At 68.1% G+C, this 16,705-nt stretch carries 16 protein-coding genes; 10 read left to right on the top strand and 6 right to left on the bottom strand.

Features of this window, described 5'->3' with window-relative positions; genetic code table 11:
* The first annotated feature begins 409 nt into the window (after window positions 1-409).
* Window positions 410-1,018 carry a DUF4126 domain-containing protein gene (locus QX204_RS22460; RefSeq protein ID WP_301902061.1) on the top strand — a complete coding sequence of 203 codons (609 nt, stop codon included), beginning with the start codon at window positions 410-412 and terminating at the stop codon, window positions 1,016-1,018.
* A gap of 11 nt (window positions 1,019-1,029) precedes the next feature.
* Here the strand turns inward: QX204_RS22460 and QX204_RS22455 are convergent, their stop codons facing one another.
* Window positions 1,030-2,040, bottom strand: a complete 1,011-nt coding sequence (locus QX204_RS22455) for an LLM class flavin-dependent oxidoreductase (protein WP_301902059.1) — start codon at window positions 2,038-2,040, stop codon at window positions 1,030-1,032.
* Between the two features lie 114 nt (window positions 2,041-2,154).
* On the opposite strand from QX204_RS22455, the gene QX204_RS22450 reads away from it, so the two are divergent.
* The 4 genes from QX204_RS22450 to QX204_RS22435 all read left to right on the top strand — a co-directional run bounded on the left by QX204_RS22450 (window position 2,155) and on the right by QX204_RS22435 (window position 6,181).
* Window positions 2,155-2,631 (top strand): MarR family winged helix-turn-helix transcriptional regulator, encoded by a 477-nt coding sequence (locus tag QX204_RS22450; RefSeq protein ID WP_301902057.1) that lies wholly within the window; start codon window positions 2,155-2,157, stop codon window positions 2,629-2,631.
* A 72-nt stretch (window positions 2,632-2,703) separates the two neighbouring features.
* Entirely contained in the window at window positions 2,704-4,134 is a 1,431-nt protein-coding gene (locus QX204_RS22445; protein ID WP_301902055.1) for a DHA2 family efflux MFS transporter permease subunit, read from the top strand.
* A gap of 83 nt (window positions 4,135-4,217) precedes the next feature.
* Window positions 4,218-5,294, top strand: coding sequence for a class 1 fructose-bisphosphatase (locus QX204_RS22440; RefSeq protein WP_301902054.1), 1,077 nt, complete (start codon window positions 4,218-4,220; stop codon window positions 5,292-5,294).
* Between the two features lie 11 nt (window positions 5,295-5,305).
* Window positions 5,306-6,181 (top strand): phosphoribulokinase, encoded by an 876-nt coding sequence (locus QX204_RS22435; protein WP_301902052.1) that lies wholly within the window; start codon window positions 5,306-5,308, stop codon window positions 6,179-6,181.
* 19 nt (window positions 6,182-6,200) lie between these two features.
* On the opposite strand, the gene QX204_RS22430 is transcribed toward QX204_RS22435, so the two are convergent.
* The 3 genes from QX204_RS22430 to rpe are packed head-to-tail and all read right to left on the bottom strand — an operon-like array spanning window position 6,201 to window position 9,597.
* A complete protein-coding gene (locus QX204_RS22430) occupies window positions 6,201-6,890 on the bottom strand; it encodes an HAD family hydrolase (protein ID WP_301902050.1) in 690 nt (229 codons plus the stop codon).
* On the bottom strand, window positions 6,887-8,872 hold the full coding sequence (gene tkt, locus QX204_RS22425) for a transketolase (protein WP_301902049.1): 1,986 nt from the start codon (window positions 8,870-8,872) through the stop codon (window positions 6,887-6,889). Before tkt ends, QX204_RS22430 begins: the two co-directional genes overlap by 4 nt.
* Window positions 8,869-9,597 carry a ribulose-phosphate 3-epimerase gene (gene rpe / locus QX204_RS22420; RefSeq protein WP_301902047.1) on the bottom strand — a complete coding sequence of 243 codons (729 nt, stop codon included), beginning with the start codon at window positions 9,595-9,597 and terminating at the stop codon, window positions 8,869-8,871. The genes tkt and rpe overlap by 4 nt, the downstream gene beginning before the upstream one ends.
* Window positions 9,598-9,701: 104 nt before the next feature.
* On the opposite strand from rpe, the gene QX204_RS22415 reads away from it, so the two are divergent.
* Both QX204_RS22415 and QX204_RS22410 read left to right on the top strand, forming a co-directional pair.
* Complete coding sequence (locus QX204_RS22415) at window positions 9,702-10,370, top strand: response regulator (RefSeq protein ID WP_056811641.1); 669 nt, start codon at window positions 9,702-9,704, stop codon at window positions 10,368-10,370.
* Window positions 10,367-11,539: a GAF domain-containing sensor histidine kinase gene (locus QX204_RS22410; RefSeq protein WP_301902045.1), complete on the top strand. Its 1,173-nt coding sequence runs from the start codon at window positions 10,367-10,369 to the stop codon at window positions 11,537-11,539. The genes QX204_RS22415 and QX204_RS22410 overlap by 4 nt, the downstream gene beginning before the upstream one ends.
* Before the next feature lie 95 nt (window positions 11,540-11,634).
* Here QX204_RS22410 and QX204_RS22405 read toward each other — a convergent pair whose 3' ends face one another.
* Complete coding sequence (locus QX204_RS22405) at window positions 11,635-12,630, bottom strand: class I fructose-bisphosphate aldolase (RefSeq protein ID WP_301902043.1); 996 nt, start codon at window positions 12,628-12,630, stop codon at window positions 11,635-11,637.
* A gap of 36 nt (window positions 12,631-12,666) precedes the next feature.
* Window positions 12,667-13,578: a LysR family transcriptional regulator gene (locus tag QX204_RS22400; protein ID WP_301902042.1), complete on the bottom strand. Its 912-nt coding sequence runs from the start codon at window positions 13,576-13,578 to the stop codon at window positions 12,667-12,669.
* 111 nt (window positions 13,579-13,689) lie between these two features.
* Between QX204_RS22400 and QX204_RS22395 the strand changes: the two genes are divergently transcribed.
* Genes QX204_RS22395 through QX204_RS22385 form a run of 3 tightly spaced genes read left to right on the top strand, consistent with a single transcriptional unit; the run spans window position 13,690 to window position 16,568 of the window.
* Complete coding sequence (locus QX204_RS22395; RefSeq protein WP_357212832.1) at window positions 13,690-15,147, top strand: form I ribulose bisphosphate carboxylase large subunit; 1,458 nt, start codon at window positions 13,690-13,692, stop codon at window positions 15,145-15,147.
* A 13-nt stretch (window positions 15,148-15,160) separates the two neighbouring features.
* The gene (locus QX204_RS22390) at window positions 15,161-15,586 is read left to right on the top strand and encodes a ribulose bisphosphate carboxylase small subunit (protein ID WP_301902038.1); all 426 of its coding nucleotides are present in this window, start codon (window positions 15,161-15,163) and stop codon (window positions 15,584-15,586) included.
* 4 nt (window positions 15,587-15,590) lie between these two features.
* Complete coding sequence (locus QX204_RS22385) at window positions 15,591-16,568, top strand: AAA family ATPase (protein WP_301902036.1); 978 nt, start codon at window positions 15,591-15,593, stop codon at window positions 16,566-16,568.
* Window positions 16,569-16,705: the final 137 nt, after the last annotated feature.

The raw sequence follows: 16,705 nt of genomic DNA, 5'->3' as shown, positions 1-16,705 counted from the left end.
GGACCATGGTGGCTACCGGTGCCAACGCGGGAATCGGGTACTTCACCGCCGAGCAGCTCGCGGCCACCGGTGCCACTGTGGTGCTGGGCTGCCGTGACACCGCCAAGGGTGAGCTCGCAGCGAGCCGTGTACGGTTCCCGATGCCCGATTGCGTTGCATACGTACGGATCCGGCACTGCATGCGACAGTGGCCGCGCTCGACGTCGGCAGCCTGGACGCCGTCGTACTCGATGCCGGGGCCTATCTGTCTGGTCCCGAACGCCGCATCAGCGCTCAGGGACACGAATTGATCTTCGCGACAAACCATCTCGAGCACTTCGCGCTGGTCGCACATCCGCCCCGCGTCCTGCCCGCCGCGAGGGGGCGGCGGTTGACGGGTTGTGTCGGTGGACGGGCTTAGGCTGGTTTTGTGTCGGTACTCCCTCTGATCTTCACCGCGGGCTGGGCCAGCGGGATCAACGCGTATGCGGTGGTGTTTCTGCTGGGGTTGTTCGGGCGGATCGGGTGGGCCGGTGACGTGCCGCCGGGGCTGCAACGCACCGATGTACTCGTTGCGGCCGGTGTGCTGTTCGTGATCGAGGCGGTGGCGGACAAGGTTCCGTACCTCGACTCGTTCTGGGATGCGGTGCATACCGTGGTTCGGCCTGCTTCGGGCGCGATCGTCTCGGCCCTGATTGCGGGGCAAGACGATTCGCTGCCCACCATGTTCGCGGCGGCGGTAGGTGGTACCACCGCCTTGCTCAGTCACATAGTCAAAGCGGGCACCCGGATGGCGATCAATACCTCGCCGGAACCGGTGACCAATGTCGTGATGAGCGCCGCCGAAGACGTCACGGTCGGCGGTGTCCTGACCCTGGCGGTGTTCTTCCCGGTACTGGCAGCGGTGATCGCGGCTGTCCTGCTGGTGATCGGTCTATCGGTGGTCTACCTGTGCGCCAGCCGAATCCGGCGCTACCTCCGACGCAGACGAGAACGCCGAGCCGCGCGGAACAGCGGCGTCGACTCGGCCCTCGAATAGCGCAGCGACACTTACCGCACCTGCGGCGCCACCTTCGTGCCGAGCAGGTCGATGCTGTGCAGCACCTGCTCGGGCGGTAGCGTGCCCACGCTGGTGTGCAGCATGAAGCGATCGAGGCCGAGGGTGTCGCGGACCTCGGCGATCTTGCTCGCCACGTAGTCGGGGGTGCCGACGAACAGCGAACCGTTCTGCGAGCGCAGGACGTCGAACTGCGCACGCGTCATCGGACCCCAGCCGCGCTCGCGGCCGATGGTCGACATGGCCAGTGCGTAGGGCTCGTAGAACTGCGCAACGGCCTGCGCATCGGTATCGGCGACATAGCCGTGCGCGTGCACCGCCACCGGTTGTTTCTCGTGGCCGCCCTCGGCGAGCGCGCGGTGATACAGCTCGACCAGCGGCTTGAACCGTGCGGGCTCACCGCCGATGATCGCGATGGCGAGGGGCAGGCCGAGCAGCCCGGCGCGAATCACCGACTCAGGGCTGCCCCCGACCGCGATCCAGACCGGCAGGGGGCGATCGTCGGTGCGCGGATACACCGTCGCGTCGGTCAGCGGCGCCCGGAACCGGCCCGTCCAGGTGACGGGGCCTTCCTCGCGCACGCGCAGCAGCAGGGCCAGCTTCTCCTCGAACAGTGCGTCGTAGTCGGCCAGGTCGTATCCGAACAACGGGAACGACTCCGTGAAAGACCCGCGCCCCGCCATCAGTTCCGCGCGCCCGTTCGACAGCCCGTCCAGCGTCGCGAAGTCCTGGTACACGCGCACCGGATCATCGGAGCTCAGCACGGTGACGGCGCTGGTCAACTGGATGCGCTCGGTCCGGGCGGCAACGGCGGCCAAGACGACAGCGGGGGAGGAGGCGGCGAAGTCCCGGCGATGATGCTCGCCCACGCCGTACACATCGAGTCCGGCGGCCTCGGTCGCGACAGCCTCGTCGACCACCTGACGCAGTCGCTCGGCGGCGGTCGGCGCGGGCCGGTCGGCGGTGGGGTACAGCTCGGCGAAGGTGGTGAGCCCCAGTTCCATGTGAACCCTCTCTTCGGGATGCGGTCCTCTTGTAAACGGACCGTAGTCCGATAACATTCCTCGCCGAATTATGGATGAATGCGGATTATCTATGACGAAACTATAGTGAGTGCTATGACTGCCCTGGCGACCACGCGCACCGAGCCCGACCTGTCCTTCCTGCTCGACCGCACCAGTCACGTCCTGCGCACGCAGATGGCGGCGGCGCTGGCCGACATCGGACTGACGGCCCGTATGCACTGCGTGCTGGTCCACGCGCTGGAAGCCGAACGCACGCAGGCTCAACTGGCCGAGCTCGGCGACATGGACAAGACGACCATGGTGGTCACTGTCGACGCACTGGAAAAGGCCGGTCTGGCCGAGCGTAAACCGTCGAGCGCCGACCGCCGCGCGCGCATCATCTCCGTCACGCCCGCGGGCGCGGAGCTCGCCGCACGGAGCGCCGAAATCGTCGATGGCGTCCATCGGGGCGCGCTCGGCTCGCTGCCGAAGGCTGAGCGCGACTCTCTGGTGCGAGCGCTGAATCACCTGGTGGAGGGGCATTTGTCGGCGGTGGTCGAGGCGGCACCCGCGCGCCGGGCCAGGCAATAGTCCGTTATAGATTGTCTGCTACGGAACTATCTAGTACGGTCTCTCTTGTTCGCTTCGAGCAGGAGATGACCCATGACACAGTCCCAGCGCACCGCCCTCGCGGTGCTGTCGGCCGCGATGCTGATGACCATCCTCGACGGCAGCATCGTCACCGTCGCCATGCCCGCGATCCAGGAGGACCTCGGCTTCTCGCCCGCGGGTCTGAGCTGGACCGTGAACGCCTACCTGATCGCCTTCGGCGGTCTGCTCCTGCTGGCCGGGCGCCTTGGTGACCTGATCGGCCGCAAGACGATGTTCGTCACCGGCACTGTCGTCTTCACCGCCGCGTCGGTGCTGGCGGGCGTGGCGACCACTCCCGCCGTGCTGATCGCGGCCCGATTCCTGCAGGGCGTAGGCAGCGCCATCGCCGCCTCGGTGGTGCTCGGCATCCTGGTGACGATGTTCACCGAGCCACGCCAACGGGCAACGGCCATCGGAGTTTTCAGCTTCACCGGCGCGGCGGGCGCCTCGATCGGTCAGGTGCTCGGCGGCGTGCTCACCGATGCGCTGAACTGGCACTGGATCTTCCTGATCAATGTGCCCATCGGCGCGCTGACGGTGCTGGTGGCTGTGAAGGCACTGCCCACCGACCGTGGTCTCGGCTGGTCCGCCGGTGCCGATGTGCTCGGCGCCGCCCTGGTCACCGCCGGTCTGATGCTCGGCATCTACACCGTCGTCGAGGTGGAACGCTACGGCTGGGTCTCGGCCCACGCCCTCGGCCTCGGCGCGTTGGCCGCCGCACTGCTCGCGGCCTTCGTCGTCCGTCAGGCCACCGCGGTCAATCCGTTGCTGCCGCTGCGAATCTTCCGCTCCCGCACGGTCTCCGGCGCCAATGTGGTCCAGATGCTGACCCTGGCGGCCATGTTCGCCTTCCAGATCATCGTCGCGCTCTACCTGCAGAAGGTGTTGGGCTACAACGCATTGCAGACCGGCCTCGCCATGCTGCCCGCCGCCGTCGCCATCGGCGGGGTGTCACTGTTCGCCTCTGCGCGCCTGATCACCCGCTTCGGCGAGCGGACCGTGCTCATTGCCGGCCTGGTATTGCTGCTGGCCGGGATGTCGTGGCTGACACGCCTGCCCGTCGAGGCCGGTTACCTCACCGACGTGCTGCCGGTGATGGTGGCTGTCGCCGGTGGCGGGCTGGTGCTGCCCGCACTCACCGCGCTGGGCATGTCGGGCGCCGAGGCCGACGACGCGGGCCTGGCCTCGGGGCTGTTCAACACCACCCAGCAGGTCGGCATGGCGATCGGTGTCGCGGTGCTGTCCACCCTGGCCGCCGCGCGGACCGGCACCGAACTGGTGGCAGGGGCCTCCGACGCCGCAGCCCTGACCAGCGGTTACCGGCTGGCGTTCACCGTCGCGGCCGGTCTGCTCGCCGCCGCGCTCGTCATCAGCGCCACCGTCCTGCACACGCGGGACAGCGCCGAGGCGAAGCCGGTCGCCGAGGCCGTGCCTGTCTTCTGAGGTGACGAATCGCCGGGAACCACCCCCGCGGTTCACCCCCCGGGTGGATGTCCACCCGGGGGGTTCGGTGGTGTCCTCGAACGATGCTGACCGATCGCACGACGTTGACCCAATTCCTCATCGAAGAGCGCCGCCGCCATCCCGGTTCCAGCGGTGAGCTCAATTCCCTGATCCTCGACGTCGCACTGGCCTGCAAGGCGATCTCCAGGCGCATCGCCTCGGGTGCGCTCACCGGTGTCCTCGGCGGCGCCGGGGTGGTGAACGTGCAGGGTGAGCAGCAGCAGAAGCTCGACGTGGTCGCCAACGATCTCTTCCTGCACGCCTGCGAGTGGGGCGGCCACCTGGCCGGCATGGTGTCGGAGGAACTCGACGACCCCTACCCGATCCCTCCCGACTATCCGCGTGGCAAATACCTCCTCGCGTTCGATCCACTCGACGGTTCGTCCAATATCGACGTGAATGTCGCTGTAGGCAGCATCTTTTCGATCCTGCGCGCACCGACTCCCGGCGTGGACGCGACGAGACAGGACTTCCTGCAGCCCGGCACCGAGCAGGTCGCGGCGGGCTACGCGATCTACGGTCCCGCGACGCAACTCGTGCTCACCGTCGGCACCGGTGTGCACGCCTTCACCCTCGATCCCGAGCTGGGCGAGTTCTTCCTGACCGGACAGAACCTGCGCCTGTCGGAGTCCACGTCGGAGTACGCGGTCAACAGTTCCAACCGCCGGTTCTGGGAACCCGCCGTGCGCCGCTACATCGATGAATGCCTGGCGGGCGCGACGGGCCCGCGCGAGAAGGACTTCAACATGCGCTGGGTGGCGTCGCTGGTGGTCGAAACGCATCGCATCCTGACCCGTGGCGGGGTGTTCCTGTACCCGCGCGACTCGAAGGACCCGGCCAAGGAGGGCAGGTTGCGCCTGCTCTACGAGGCCGCTCCCATCGCCTTCCTGATCGAGCAGGCAGGCGGTCTCGCCTCGACCGGCCGTGACCGGATCCTCGAGGTCGCCCCCACCGAGTTGCACCAGCGGATCGCGTTCATTTTCGGTTCCCGCGACGAGGTAGCCCGCATCGTGAGTTACCACGCCGAAACGGCCGAGGAGCCCGACGGCCCGTGGAGCCCGCTGTTCGGTCTACGCGGTCTCTACCGTTCCACCACCTGAGGAGGAGATTCATGTCCGCCAAACACCCCGTCGTCGCCATCACCGGATCATCCGGAGCGGGAACAACGTCGGTGATGCGCACATTCGATCAGATCTTCCGCAGGGAAGGCATCGATGCCGCGTACGTCGAGGGCGACAGCTTCCACAAGTTCGACCGGGCAGGCATGAAGGAGGAACTGGCGCGGGCATTGGCCGACGGCGACCACACCTTCAGTCACTTCGGCCCCGAGGCGAACCTGTTCGAAGAACTGGAGAAGCTGTTCCGTGGATACAGTGAGTCCGGCACCGGACGGGTGCGAAAGTACCTACACGACAAGGAAGAGGCCGCGCCCTACAACCAGGAGCCGGGCACGTTCACGCCGTGGGAGGAGATCCGCCCCGGCACCGACTTGCTGTTCTACGAGGGCCTGCACGGCGCGGTGGCCGACGAGCAGGTCGATGTCGCGCAGTACGCCGACCTGCTCATCGGGGTGGTGCCCGTGATCAACCTCGAGTGGACTCAGAAATTGCACCGCGACAAGGACAAACGCGGCTACTCCACCGAGGCGGTGACCGAGACGATCCTGCGCCGCATGCACGACTATGTGAACTTCATGTGCCCGCAGTTCTCCCGCACCCACGTGAACTTCCAGCGGGTTCCCGTGGTGGACACCTCGAATCCGTTCGTCGCCCGCACGATTCCGACTCCCGATGAATCGATGCTGGTGATCCGGTTCGCCGATCCGCACGGCATCGACTTCCCGTATCTGCTCTCGATGCTGCACGACTCGTTCATGTCCCGCTCGAACACGATCGTGTGTCCGGGCGGGAAGATGGACCTGGCGATGCAGCTGATCTTCACCCCGATGCTGTTGCGGCTGATGGAACGTCGCGGCCGCACCCGCTGAGCCGGAGTCGACGACCACCTCACTCGAGGTGGTCGTCGAACCAGGTCACCAACTCCGGGTCGTCGAGCCCATCGGCGACGAGCACCGCTGCCGAGAGGTCGTCGGTGCGCGTGTACGCGTTCTGCGCGGCCACGCAGCGCAGCCCCGCCGCCACCGCGGACCGCACCCCGTTCGCCGAATCCTCCACCGCCACCACCTGCTCGGCGGACAGGCCGGTCTGGATCAGCACGTCCAGATACACCGCAGGGCTCGGTTTCAGCACGGGCACTTCGGTTCCGGTGGTCACGGTGTCGAACGGCTCACCGAAAGCGTGTTTCAGCAGCGGCTCGACCCACGCGCGGGTGCCGGTGGTCGCGACATGCAACCGGACGCCACGCGACCGGAGCCGCTCGATCAGCTCCCGCGCTCCCGGCCGGGCCCGAATCTGCCCGTCCGAGGCCATCTGCCGCATGATGCGGGTCTTGGTGCGGTGCACCCTGTGCGCGAGCTCGCGTGCTTGCTCGGCGGGCACGGCGTGCTGTTCGAACCAGAATGCCAGCCGCTGCGCGCCACCGGCGACCTTCAGCAGCTGCCCGTACTCCTCGACATCCCAGCGGTCGGGGAGCCCCGCCTCGGCGAATGCCGAGTTGAAGGCCACCCGATGGCCGTCGCGTTCGCTGTCGACCAGGGTGCCGTCGACATCGAAGATCACCGCACGTAGCTGAGTCATGGTGCGCCGTCGAGGTATTCGTGGATGCGGTCGAGGACGGACTCCACGGTGAACCCGTGACGGGCCAGCACCTCGGCGCCGGGTCCGCTGTGTCCGAACTCGTCGATGCCGATCGTCAGGTCCACCAGCCCCGCCCAGCCCGCGGTGCTGCCCGCCTCGATGCTGATCGTGTGCGCCGAGGCATCAGGGGTGAAGCGGGAACGATCCAGCGCCGACACCACCCGCACGTCGTGTCCGTCGGTGCGTAACTGATCGGCGACCGCAGCCGCGAGCGCGACTTCCGAACCGGTGGCGACGATTTCGATCCCGGGCGCGGTGGCGGCCTTCGGTTCGGCTGCCTCGCCGATGGCCTCGGCCCCGTCGACAACTCGTAGCCCGATGCCCTCCTCGGCGGTGTCGAGCTGGGGGAGTGACTGGCGGGAGAGAATCAGCGCGGTAGGCCCGTCGACACGCGAGAGCGCGAGTTCCCAGGCGAGAGCGGTCTCCGCGTCATCGGCCGGCCGCAACACCTGCACCCCGGGAATCACCCGCAGCGACTCGATGTGCTCGACGGGCTGGTGTGTCGGCCCGTCCTCACCGACCGCGATCGAATCATGGGTCAGCACATAGATCACCGGCTGGCCCATCAACGCCGACAACCGCAGCGCGGGCCGCAGATAGTCGGCGAACACCAGAAAGGTGCTGCCGAAGACCCGGAACCCACCGTGCAGGCTCATCCCGTTCAGCACGGCCGCCATCCCGAACTCACGAATGCCGAAAGCGATGGCGCCGGCAGTGAAGTCGTCGCGACGGACCACCTCGCCACACTCCGTGCCGGTCGACCCGGCCAGGTCGGCCGACCCGCCCACCAGTTCCGGCATCGTCGACATCGCCGCGCGCAGACATGCCTGCGAGGACTGCCTGGTGGCCCGTGGTGCGTCCGCCGCCACAGCTTCCAGCGCAGCCGGCAAACCCACGGGGAGCAGGCGCGCGCGGGCACGGCGGAACTCGGCCGCACGCTCCGGCGCGGCCGCGTCGAACGCCGCGAATTCCTCGAGCCAGGTCGCATGTTCCTCCCTGCCGATCGCGGCGAGTGCGGCACACAGCGCGCCCACTTGCTCCGGCACCGCGAACGGCGGAAGAGTCCATCCCGCAAGCTCTTTGGCCTGCGCCAATCGCCGCGCTCCCAGCGGGGAACCATGGGCCTTCGAGGTGCCAGCGACACCGGGCGCACCATGGCCGATCACGGTGCGCACCGCGAGGAAGCTCGGCCGCGGATCGCTCTTCGCACGGTGCAGGGCGGCGTCTATCGCCTCGATATCGGTCCCGTCGGCCACCACCTCGGTATGCCACCCATAGGCCGCGAAGCGTGCCACCTGGTCGTCGCTACACGACCGCCCGACGACACCGTCGATGGTGATCTCGTTGTCGTCCCAGAGCACGACCAATCCGCCGAGCCCCAGATGCCCGGCGAACGAGGCGACTTCGTGGCTGACGCCCTCCATCAAGCACCCGTCGCCGACGATCGCGTACGTGCGATGCCCGGTGATCTCCGGATACCGGGCCGCGGTCATCCGCTCGGCCAGGGCCATCCCCACCGCCATCGCCAGTCCCTGACCCAACGGCCCGGTCGTGCACTCCACGCCAGGCGTGTCACCGAACTCGGGATGACCCGGCGTCCGCGACCCCAACTGGCGGAACCGCCGCAATTCCTCGACGGGCAGGTCGTACCCGAACAGGTGCAACAGCCCGTACAACAGCGCGGAGCCGTGCCCGGCCGAGAGTACGAACCGGTCCCGATCAGCCCACTCGGGGTCGGCCGGGTCATGGCGTAGGTGTCGGCTCCACAGCGTCCACGCCATCGGCGCCGCCCCCATCGGCATGCCGGGGTGGCCCGACTGGGCGGCCTCCACCATGTCGGCCGCGAGGAATCGCAGGGTATCGACGGCGAGCAGATCGGTGCGCACCGAAGGCGCGAAGGTCGGTGGTGCGGTGTCGGTCATCGAACGGCCTCTCGCGCGCAGGTCGCCGCTTCGCGTAGCCGCTTGACCGCGGCCGCTTTGCCTTCGGGACAGCCGTACATCCACGAGCCGGAGATGAACACATCGGCGCCCGCCGCGGCAGCGCCCCCGATCGTGTCGGCCGTGATCCCACCGTCCACTTCGAGCTCGATGGACCGACCGGAGTCCTCGATCATCCGGCGCAACCGCGCGATCTTCGGTTCGACGGCCGGGATATACGCCTGGCCCCCGAAGCCTGGATTGACAGTCATCGCGAGGATCAGATCGGTTTCGGCCAGCACGTGCGCGACGACCTCGGCGGGGGTGTGCGGATTGAGTGCGACACCGCTGCGCACCCCGAGGTCGCGGATTCTGGCGAGGGTCCGGTGCAGGTGGGTACAGGCTTCGGCGTGCACGATGATCAGCTCGCACCCCGCGTCGATGTACTCGGGGAGCAGCTCATCGGGATTCACCACCATCAGGTGCGCTTCGAAGGCGACGGTGCTGTGCGAACGCGCCGACGCGATGACATCGGGCCCGAAGGTGAGATTGGGGACGAACACGCCGTCCATCACGTCCCACTGGATCCGGTCGACGCCCGCCGCGCACAGATCACCCACTTCCTCGCCGAGACAGGCGAAATCGGCGGGTAGGACCGACGGCACTATGAGTGGCCGACGAACTGAGGACTCCGGCATGGCGCGGCCTTTCTGATCGGGTCGGTTCATCGCACCGCATCGGCGCGGCCGGGCACTCCCCCTCGCGGGTGGGCACCCGGGTGAGATCTCGTCAATGCCCGTAGCCGCGATGTGGGTCGTCGTAGGGTGGAGGAATGCCGGAGTTACCTCCGACCCCGTTGAAGCTTGTGCTCGTCGACGATCACGAGATGGTGCTGCACGGGCTCGACGCCATGCTCGGCCACTTTCCCGACGAGGTCGTGATCGTCGGCCAAACCACTACCGACACCGCCGCTTTGGGGATGGTGGCCGAACATCGGCCCGATATCGTCCTGTGCGATGTGCGCATCGGCAAGGCCAGCGGCCTCGACCTGTGCCGCCAGATCACCCTGCAATACCCCGACACCAAGGTCGTGCTGCTCACGGTCTACGACGACGAGCACTACCTGTATCAGGCCCTGCGGGTGGGGGCTTCCGGTTACATTCTCAAGCGCGTCGACGGGCGCGAACTCGTCGCCCAGCTGTGCCGGGTCCGCGAAGGCGAGACGGTGGTCGACGCCGCACTGGCCGGGCGGGTGGCGCTGGCCGCGGCCAGGCTCAGCGCGGGCCAGTTCTGGTCCGGCGCGCACCTCGGGCTGACCCAGCGTGAATCAGAAGTGCTGGGGCTGTTGGTATCCGGTCATTCCAATCGGGCGGTCGCGAGCAAGCTGGTGGTCAGCGAGGACACCGTGAAAACTCATATCCGGGGTCTGTACCGCAAGCTGGGCGTGTCCGATCGCAGCGGCGCGATCGCGGTCGCGTTGCGGGAGGGGCTGTTCCGGTGAGCAACGCGGGCGGCGCGGTCCCCACGGCGGCGGAGCTGGCCCCACGGCTCGGCGCCGAAGGTGTGCTGCTCTACGCCGTCGACGGCCAGGACCTGAGCATCGTCGATATGTGGCCCGCGCATCCCTCGGCGAGTTCTTTGCGACTACAGGTGGGATTCGGGGTGACCGGGTTGGTGGCCCGCACCCGCAAACCGGTGCTGCTCGACAGCGACTCGCCACGTAACGCTCTGCACCGCAGACTCTTACGTCTGGAGCCCCAGCAGACGGTGGCGCGGATGTGCCTGCCGCTGCCGGGGCTGGAAGGTGATGTGGTCGGCGTGCTGGCCGTGCACCGTGGGCCGCGTAACCCGTTCGGGCAGCACGACCTCGACGCCGCGCAGCAGTACGCCGCCGTGCTCGGTCTGTGGTTGCACGCGCAGCGGCTGTTCCGCACCGTCAATCGGCAACGTACCGAGCGGGATCGCCTGGTCGAGCAGGCGATCACCGCCCAGGAAGCCGAGCGTCGGCGCATCGCCTTCGACCTGCACGACGGCGTCACCACCGCCCTGGCCTCGATGTCGTTCCACCTGTCGGCCGCCGACCTCACCGTCTCCGAACTCCTCGCCCACGTCGATGTCGCCGACGAGGCCAGCCTGCGCGACCTCGACAGAGCCCGCGCCGAACTCGTCAGTGCTCGCGAGCTGGCCGATTTCGCCTACAACGAGACCAGGGCGGCGATCTCGGGCTTGCACAGCCTCGTCCTCGACGACCTCGGCTTGGTCGCCGCGATCGAATCGCTGGTGCGCGCGGCGAGCAGCGACGGGCCCCCGACGATCGAGTTCCTCGTCGACCACGCCGCCGCGATCGACGACATCCCCGACTACGCCGCCGCCACGCTGTACCGGATCGCGCAGGAATCGCTCGCCAACGCCGTGAAACATGCCGGGGCGCAGCGGATCGTGCTCTCGCTTCGCCGGGTGGGCGACTCGGTGATCCTCGGATGTTCCGATGACGGTGAGGGTTTCGACCCGGCGCAGCGCCGCGCCAACCGAGCCGCCGACACCGACGGCGAACAGCACTTCGGCCTGACCTCGATCGCCGAGCGCTGCGCCATCATCGAAGCGTCGCTGCGCGTGGAGTCGATGCGGGGGCGCGGAACCACCTTGCTGGTGGAGCTACCGCTGAAGTAGCCGACGACCGGTCAACGGACGCAGCAGCGGTGCCCGAGGGGCGGCGCCGCCGCTGCGCGTTGCGGCCGCGCGCACCGAGCGCTCGGCAAGCCCACCTACCCGGCGTGCCCGGCGGCCTCGGCGGCGTCGCGGCAGTTTTCGAGCAGAACCTGTTGTGCTGCGCCAACTTCGGTCACTGATCCACCCCAAGTGTGCAGGGCCGCGCTCACGAGCGCTCGTCCGAAGGAGAATGTCACAGGCCAGGGCCGCTCGTCGACGGTCGCGAGTTCGCTCAGGAACGCGCATACCCGCGCAGTCGGATGCCCACCGGAGAGGAAGGCGATCCCTGCCACGTCGGCGGGCACCAGCTCGCGCAACACCGTGTAGGTGGCAGCCGCGACCTCGGCGGACGGGACTGGTGCGGCGTCCAGGCCGGGGGTGACGAAGTTCGGCTTGAGCACGATGCCGGTGAGATCCACCCCGGCGTCGACGAGTTCGGTGAACACCGCGCTCAGGGCGAGACGAGTCGCCTTCTCCGAGGCCGCCAGGTCGTGGTCACCGGTGCACAGCACCTCGGGCTCGACGATCGGGACGATGCCGTGCTGCTGACACAGCGCCGCGTAGCGGGCCAGCGCGTGCCCGTTGGCGCCGGCGGCGTAGGGGGTGATCGTGTGCACGTCGAATACCGCCCGCCACTTGGCGAACGCGGCCCCGCGATCGGCGTAGGAGGCCAGTCGCGCGCCGAGTCCGTCGAGCCCTTCGGTGATCAGCGCGCCACCGTGCCCGGGCAGTGCGGTAGGGCCGGTGTCGACTTTGATGCCGGGCAGGATGCCGAGTTCGCGCGCCGCGATCGGAAACGGGCGTCCGTCGGCGAGATCCTGACCGAATGTCTCGTCGCACAGGATGATTCCGCTGATCGATGCCGACAGGCCGCCGGTGGTGAGCAGCAGTTCGCGATAGTCGCGACGGGCGGTCGCGCTCGCGGGAACACCCTCCTGTTCCAGGCGCGAGGACATGGTCTTGATCGACTCGTCGGCGGCGAGAATGCCGCGGCCGCCGCTGGTGAGCTGCTGGGCGACGTCGGCGAGGGCGGTGGCGGGGAGTGTCGTCATGACGAACAGCATGTGGGCGCCCCGCGCACGCCGTCCTCACCCCTTCGGGCGAGAGCGGGTGTGAAATGCGGCGGCGCCGACCTGCTCCGGATCGCACAGATGGGCCACGAACAACCGGGTCGCCGAGGTCGGTTCCGGGGTCGTGCACACGTGCCACGGCCGATCGAGGGGTGTTCCCGCCACGCCGTAGGAGACGAGTTCCCCGGAAGCCAGCTGCTCGCGCGCCGCTTCCTCGTGCACCAGCGTGACCCCGAGCCCTTCCCGCGCGGCGGCTACCGCGGCGCCCGAGGTGCCGAGGGTGAGCAGCGGCGGCGCGGCCTGCAACCGGCTCAGCAACGACAGTGCGGTATCGCGGGTGCCCGAGCCGATCCCGGTGAGCAACCAGGGCGTGGTGAGCGGGTCGCCGACCAGGCCGGGCCGTCCGACCACGAGCAGCCGGTTCGCCCGCTGGGCGGCGGTGACCAGCCCCGACCCGCGCGGCGGCCGACCGGCCAGGGCGATATCGAAGACGTGGTCGGCGGCACGGGCGAACAGCTCGCCGCGCGTGAGCACCGACAGCGACAACTCGACATGCGGATGGGCTCGGGCGAACGTGGCCATCAGCACCGGGAGCACGTACTCACTGGCCGTCGCGACCGCGCCGATCCGCACCCGCCCACGGTCGGCATCGTGCACCGCCCCCGCCGCTTCGGCGAGCAGGCCGAGCAGTCTGCGCACATATCCGGCGAAGATCTCGCCCGAATCCGTCGCGACGATGCCGCGGCCGGACTTCCCGAACAGCCTGGTGCCCAAGGCGTCTTCCAGCGCGGCGATCGCGGCCGACACCGCCGGTGGCGTCACGTGCAAGGTCTCGGCCGCGGCGCGCACGCTGCCGGTCTCGTACACGGCCAGAAAGGTGCGCAGCCGACCCCAGGTGGCGGCAGAGGGCAGGTCGGGGCTGGCGAACATCGTTCAATTATGCCTTAACAATGGTCAGCAAAGATTCCATTGTCGTTGAACAGTCCTCGCCACACACTGAGAGAGCTTCGTAGGCGTGACCCGAGAGGAACGGCGATGACGATGATCGAGAACGAGGGCCCGGCGACGAAAGAGCGTTGGGATCCGGGTGTACAGAGTTACGCCGGAATGGGTTACTGGAATCCCGATTACGTTCCCAAGGACACCGACGTTCTCGCCGTCTTCCGCGTCACCCCGCAGGACGGCGTCGACCCCATCGAGGCCGCGGCCGCGGTCGCGGGCGAATCGTCCACCGCCACCTGGACGGTGGTGTGGACCGACCGTCTCACCGCCAACAGCCACTACCAGGCCAAGGCGTACCAGGTCGACGAAGTTCCCGGCAGGCCCGGTGAGTACTTCGCCTATATCGCCTACGACATCGACCTTTTCGAGGAAGGCTCCATCGCGAACCTGACCTCCTCGATCATCGGCAACGTCTTCGGATTCAAGCCGCTCAAAGCCCTGCGCCTGGAAGACATGCGCATCCCCGTCGCCTACACCAAGACCTTCCAGGGCCCCGCCCACGGCATCGTCATGGAACGGGAGATGCTCAACAAGTACGGTCGTCCGCTGCTCGGCGCCACGATCAAGCCCAAGCTCGGCCTGTCGGCCCGCAACTACGGGCGCGTGGTCTACGAGGCCTGTCGCGGCGGCCTCGACTTCACCAAGGACGACGAGAACATCAACTCCCAGCCCTTCATGCGCTGGCGTGACCGCTTCCTCTACGCGATGGAGGGGGTGAACCGGGCGATGGCCGAAACCGGCGAGATCAAGGGCCATTACCTCAATGTCACCGCCGGAACCATGGAGGAGATGTACCGGCGGGCCGACTTCGCCAAGGAGATCGGCAGCGTGGTGGTGATGATCGACCTCACCATCGGCTACACCGCCATCCAGTCGATGGCGCACTGGGCGCGCGAGAACGGGCTGCTGCTGCACCTGCACCGGGCCGGGCACTCCACATACACGCGGCAGAAGACCCACGGCGTGAGCTTCCGGGTGATCGGGAAGTGGTCGCGGTTGATGGGCGTGGACCACGTGCACGCGGGCACCGTCGTCGGCAAGCTCGAGGGCGACCCGGCCACCACCCGTGGCTTCTACGACACGTTGCGCGACAACGATGTTCCCCGCAATCTCGGCAACGGCATCTTCTTCGATCAGGACTGGATCTCGATGCCGGGCGTCATGCCGGTGGCCTCCGGCGGCATCCACGCCGGCCAGATGCACCAGTTGCTCGACCTGTTCGGCGACGACGTGATCCTGCAGTTCGGCGGCGGCACCATCGGCCACCCCTACGGCATCGCCGCGGGCGCCGAGGCCAACCGGGTCGCGCTCGAGGCCATGGTCAAGGCGCGCAACGAAGGTCGCGATCTGCTGCTCGAGGGGCCCGGCGTGCTGCGCAACGCCGCCAAGCACTGCGCGCCGCTGCAGGCCGCGCTCGACACCTGGGGCGACATCACCTTCGACTACACCAGCACCGACGCGCCCGATGTGGTGGCGACTCCGGTGCCCTCGATCTGACAGGGAGCATCTGATGAAACTTCGCTACGGAACCTTCTCCTACCTGCCCGATCTCACCGACGACGAGATCGCGGCCCAGGTGAAATACGCCCTCGATCACGGCTGGCCGGTCTCGCTGGAGTACACCGACGACCCGCACCCGCGCAATGTGTACTGGGAGATGTGGGGGCTGCCGATGTTCGACCTGGCCGAACCCGACGGCGTGCTCGCCCAGCTCAACGACTGCCGGGCCACCTTCCCACAGCACTACATCCGGCTGCTGGCCTACGACGCGGCCCTGGGCAGGCAGTCCACCGCGATGTCGTTCCTCGTCCAGCGACCGGCGCACGAGCCCGGCTTCCTGCTCGAACGCGTCGAGGGCCCCGACCGCACCCAGCGGTATTCGGTGAAGTCCTACGCCACCGCCCGTCCGTCCGGCGATCGGTACGCGGGCGAGTGAACTGATGGACACACCAAAGAGATTCGGGTTCCACCGGCCGTCGGCAGGCGGTTCGGCGCAGACCACGGCAGTCGAGGACCAGACGCACGAGCCTGCGATTCTGGGCGACGACGAGGTGCTCGATCTCTCGGCCGACGAGGCCGCGGCCAGGGTGAGCGACACCCTGGCCGCACTCGACGCCGAGCTGGTCGGCTTGGCCGCGGTCAAGCGCCGGGTCCGCGAGATCGCCTCGCTGCTCCAGGTCGACCGGGCGCGCCGCCGGTTCGGGCTCACCACCACGCGACCCACGTTGCACATGAGCTTCACCGGCGGTCCCGGCACCGGCAAGACCACGGTCGCCCTGCGGATGGCGGCCATCCTGCATGCGCTCGACTACATCAGGGCGCCGCGCGTGCACACCGTCACCCGCGACGACCTGGTCGGCCAGTTCATCGGCCACACCGCGCCCAAGACCAAGGAGGCGATCGCCCGCGCGGCCGGGGGAGTGCTGTTCATCGACGAGGCCTACTACCTGTTCCGGCCGGAGAACGAGCGCGACTACGGGCAGGAGGTCATCGAGATCCTGCTCACCGAGATGGAGAACGAGCGCGGCGATCTGGTGGTGATCTTCGCCGGCTACCCCGACCGGATGGCGACCTTCTTCGCCGCCAACCCCGGCCTCAGTTCGCGGGTACCGCACCACCTCACGTTCGCCGACTACGACCACGCGGAGCTGACCCAGATCGCGGGACTGATGGTGGAGTCGGAAGGCTTCGCCTTCGACGACGACGCGCACAAGGCGTTCGCCGAGTACCTCACGCTCCGCATGGAGCAGCCCCGGTTCTCGAACGCGCGCAGCGTGCGCAATGCCATCGAACGCTGCCGTCTGCGGCAGGCCCGCAGATTGGTCGCGCTCGACCGGCCGCTGGGCAAGTCCGACCTCATCACCCTCACCGAGGAGGACGTCTACGGCAGCAGCGTGTTCGACCCGGCACCGGACTGAGTCGGCTCAGGACCGAACGGAAGCCCGATGACCGAGATCTCTCAGGTGATCGGGCTTTCCGCGTTGACAAGGGTGGACAATGTGAGAAGCCTTTGCCGGATATGCCGAACGCGCGGTGCCGCGGAACTGAGAAGAAG

The organism is Nocardia sp. PE-7 (genome assembly GCF_030486425.1).
Lineage (GTDB): Bacteria > Actinomycetota > Actinomycetes > Mycobacteriales > Mycobacteriaceae > Nocardia > Nocardia salmonicida_A.
This window is presented reverse-complemented; position numbering and strand designations above follow the sequence as displayed.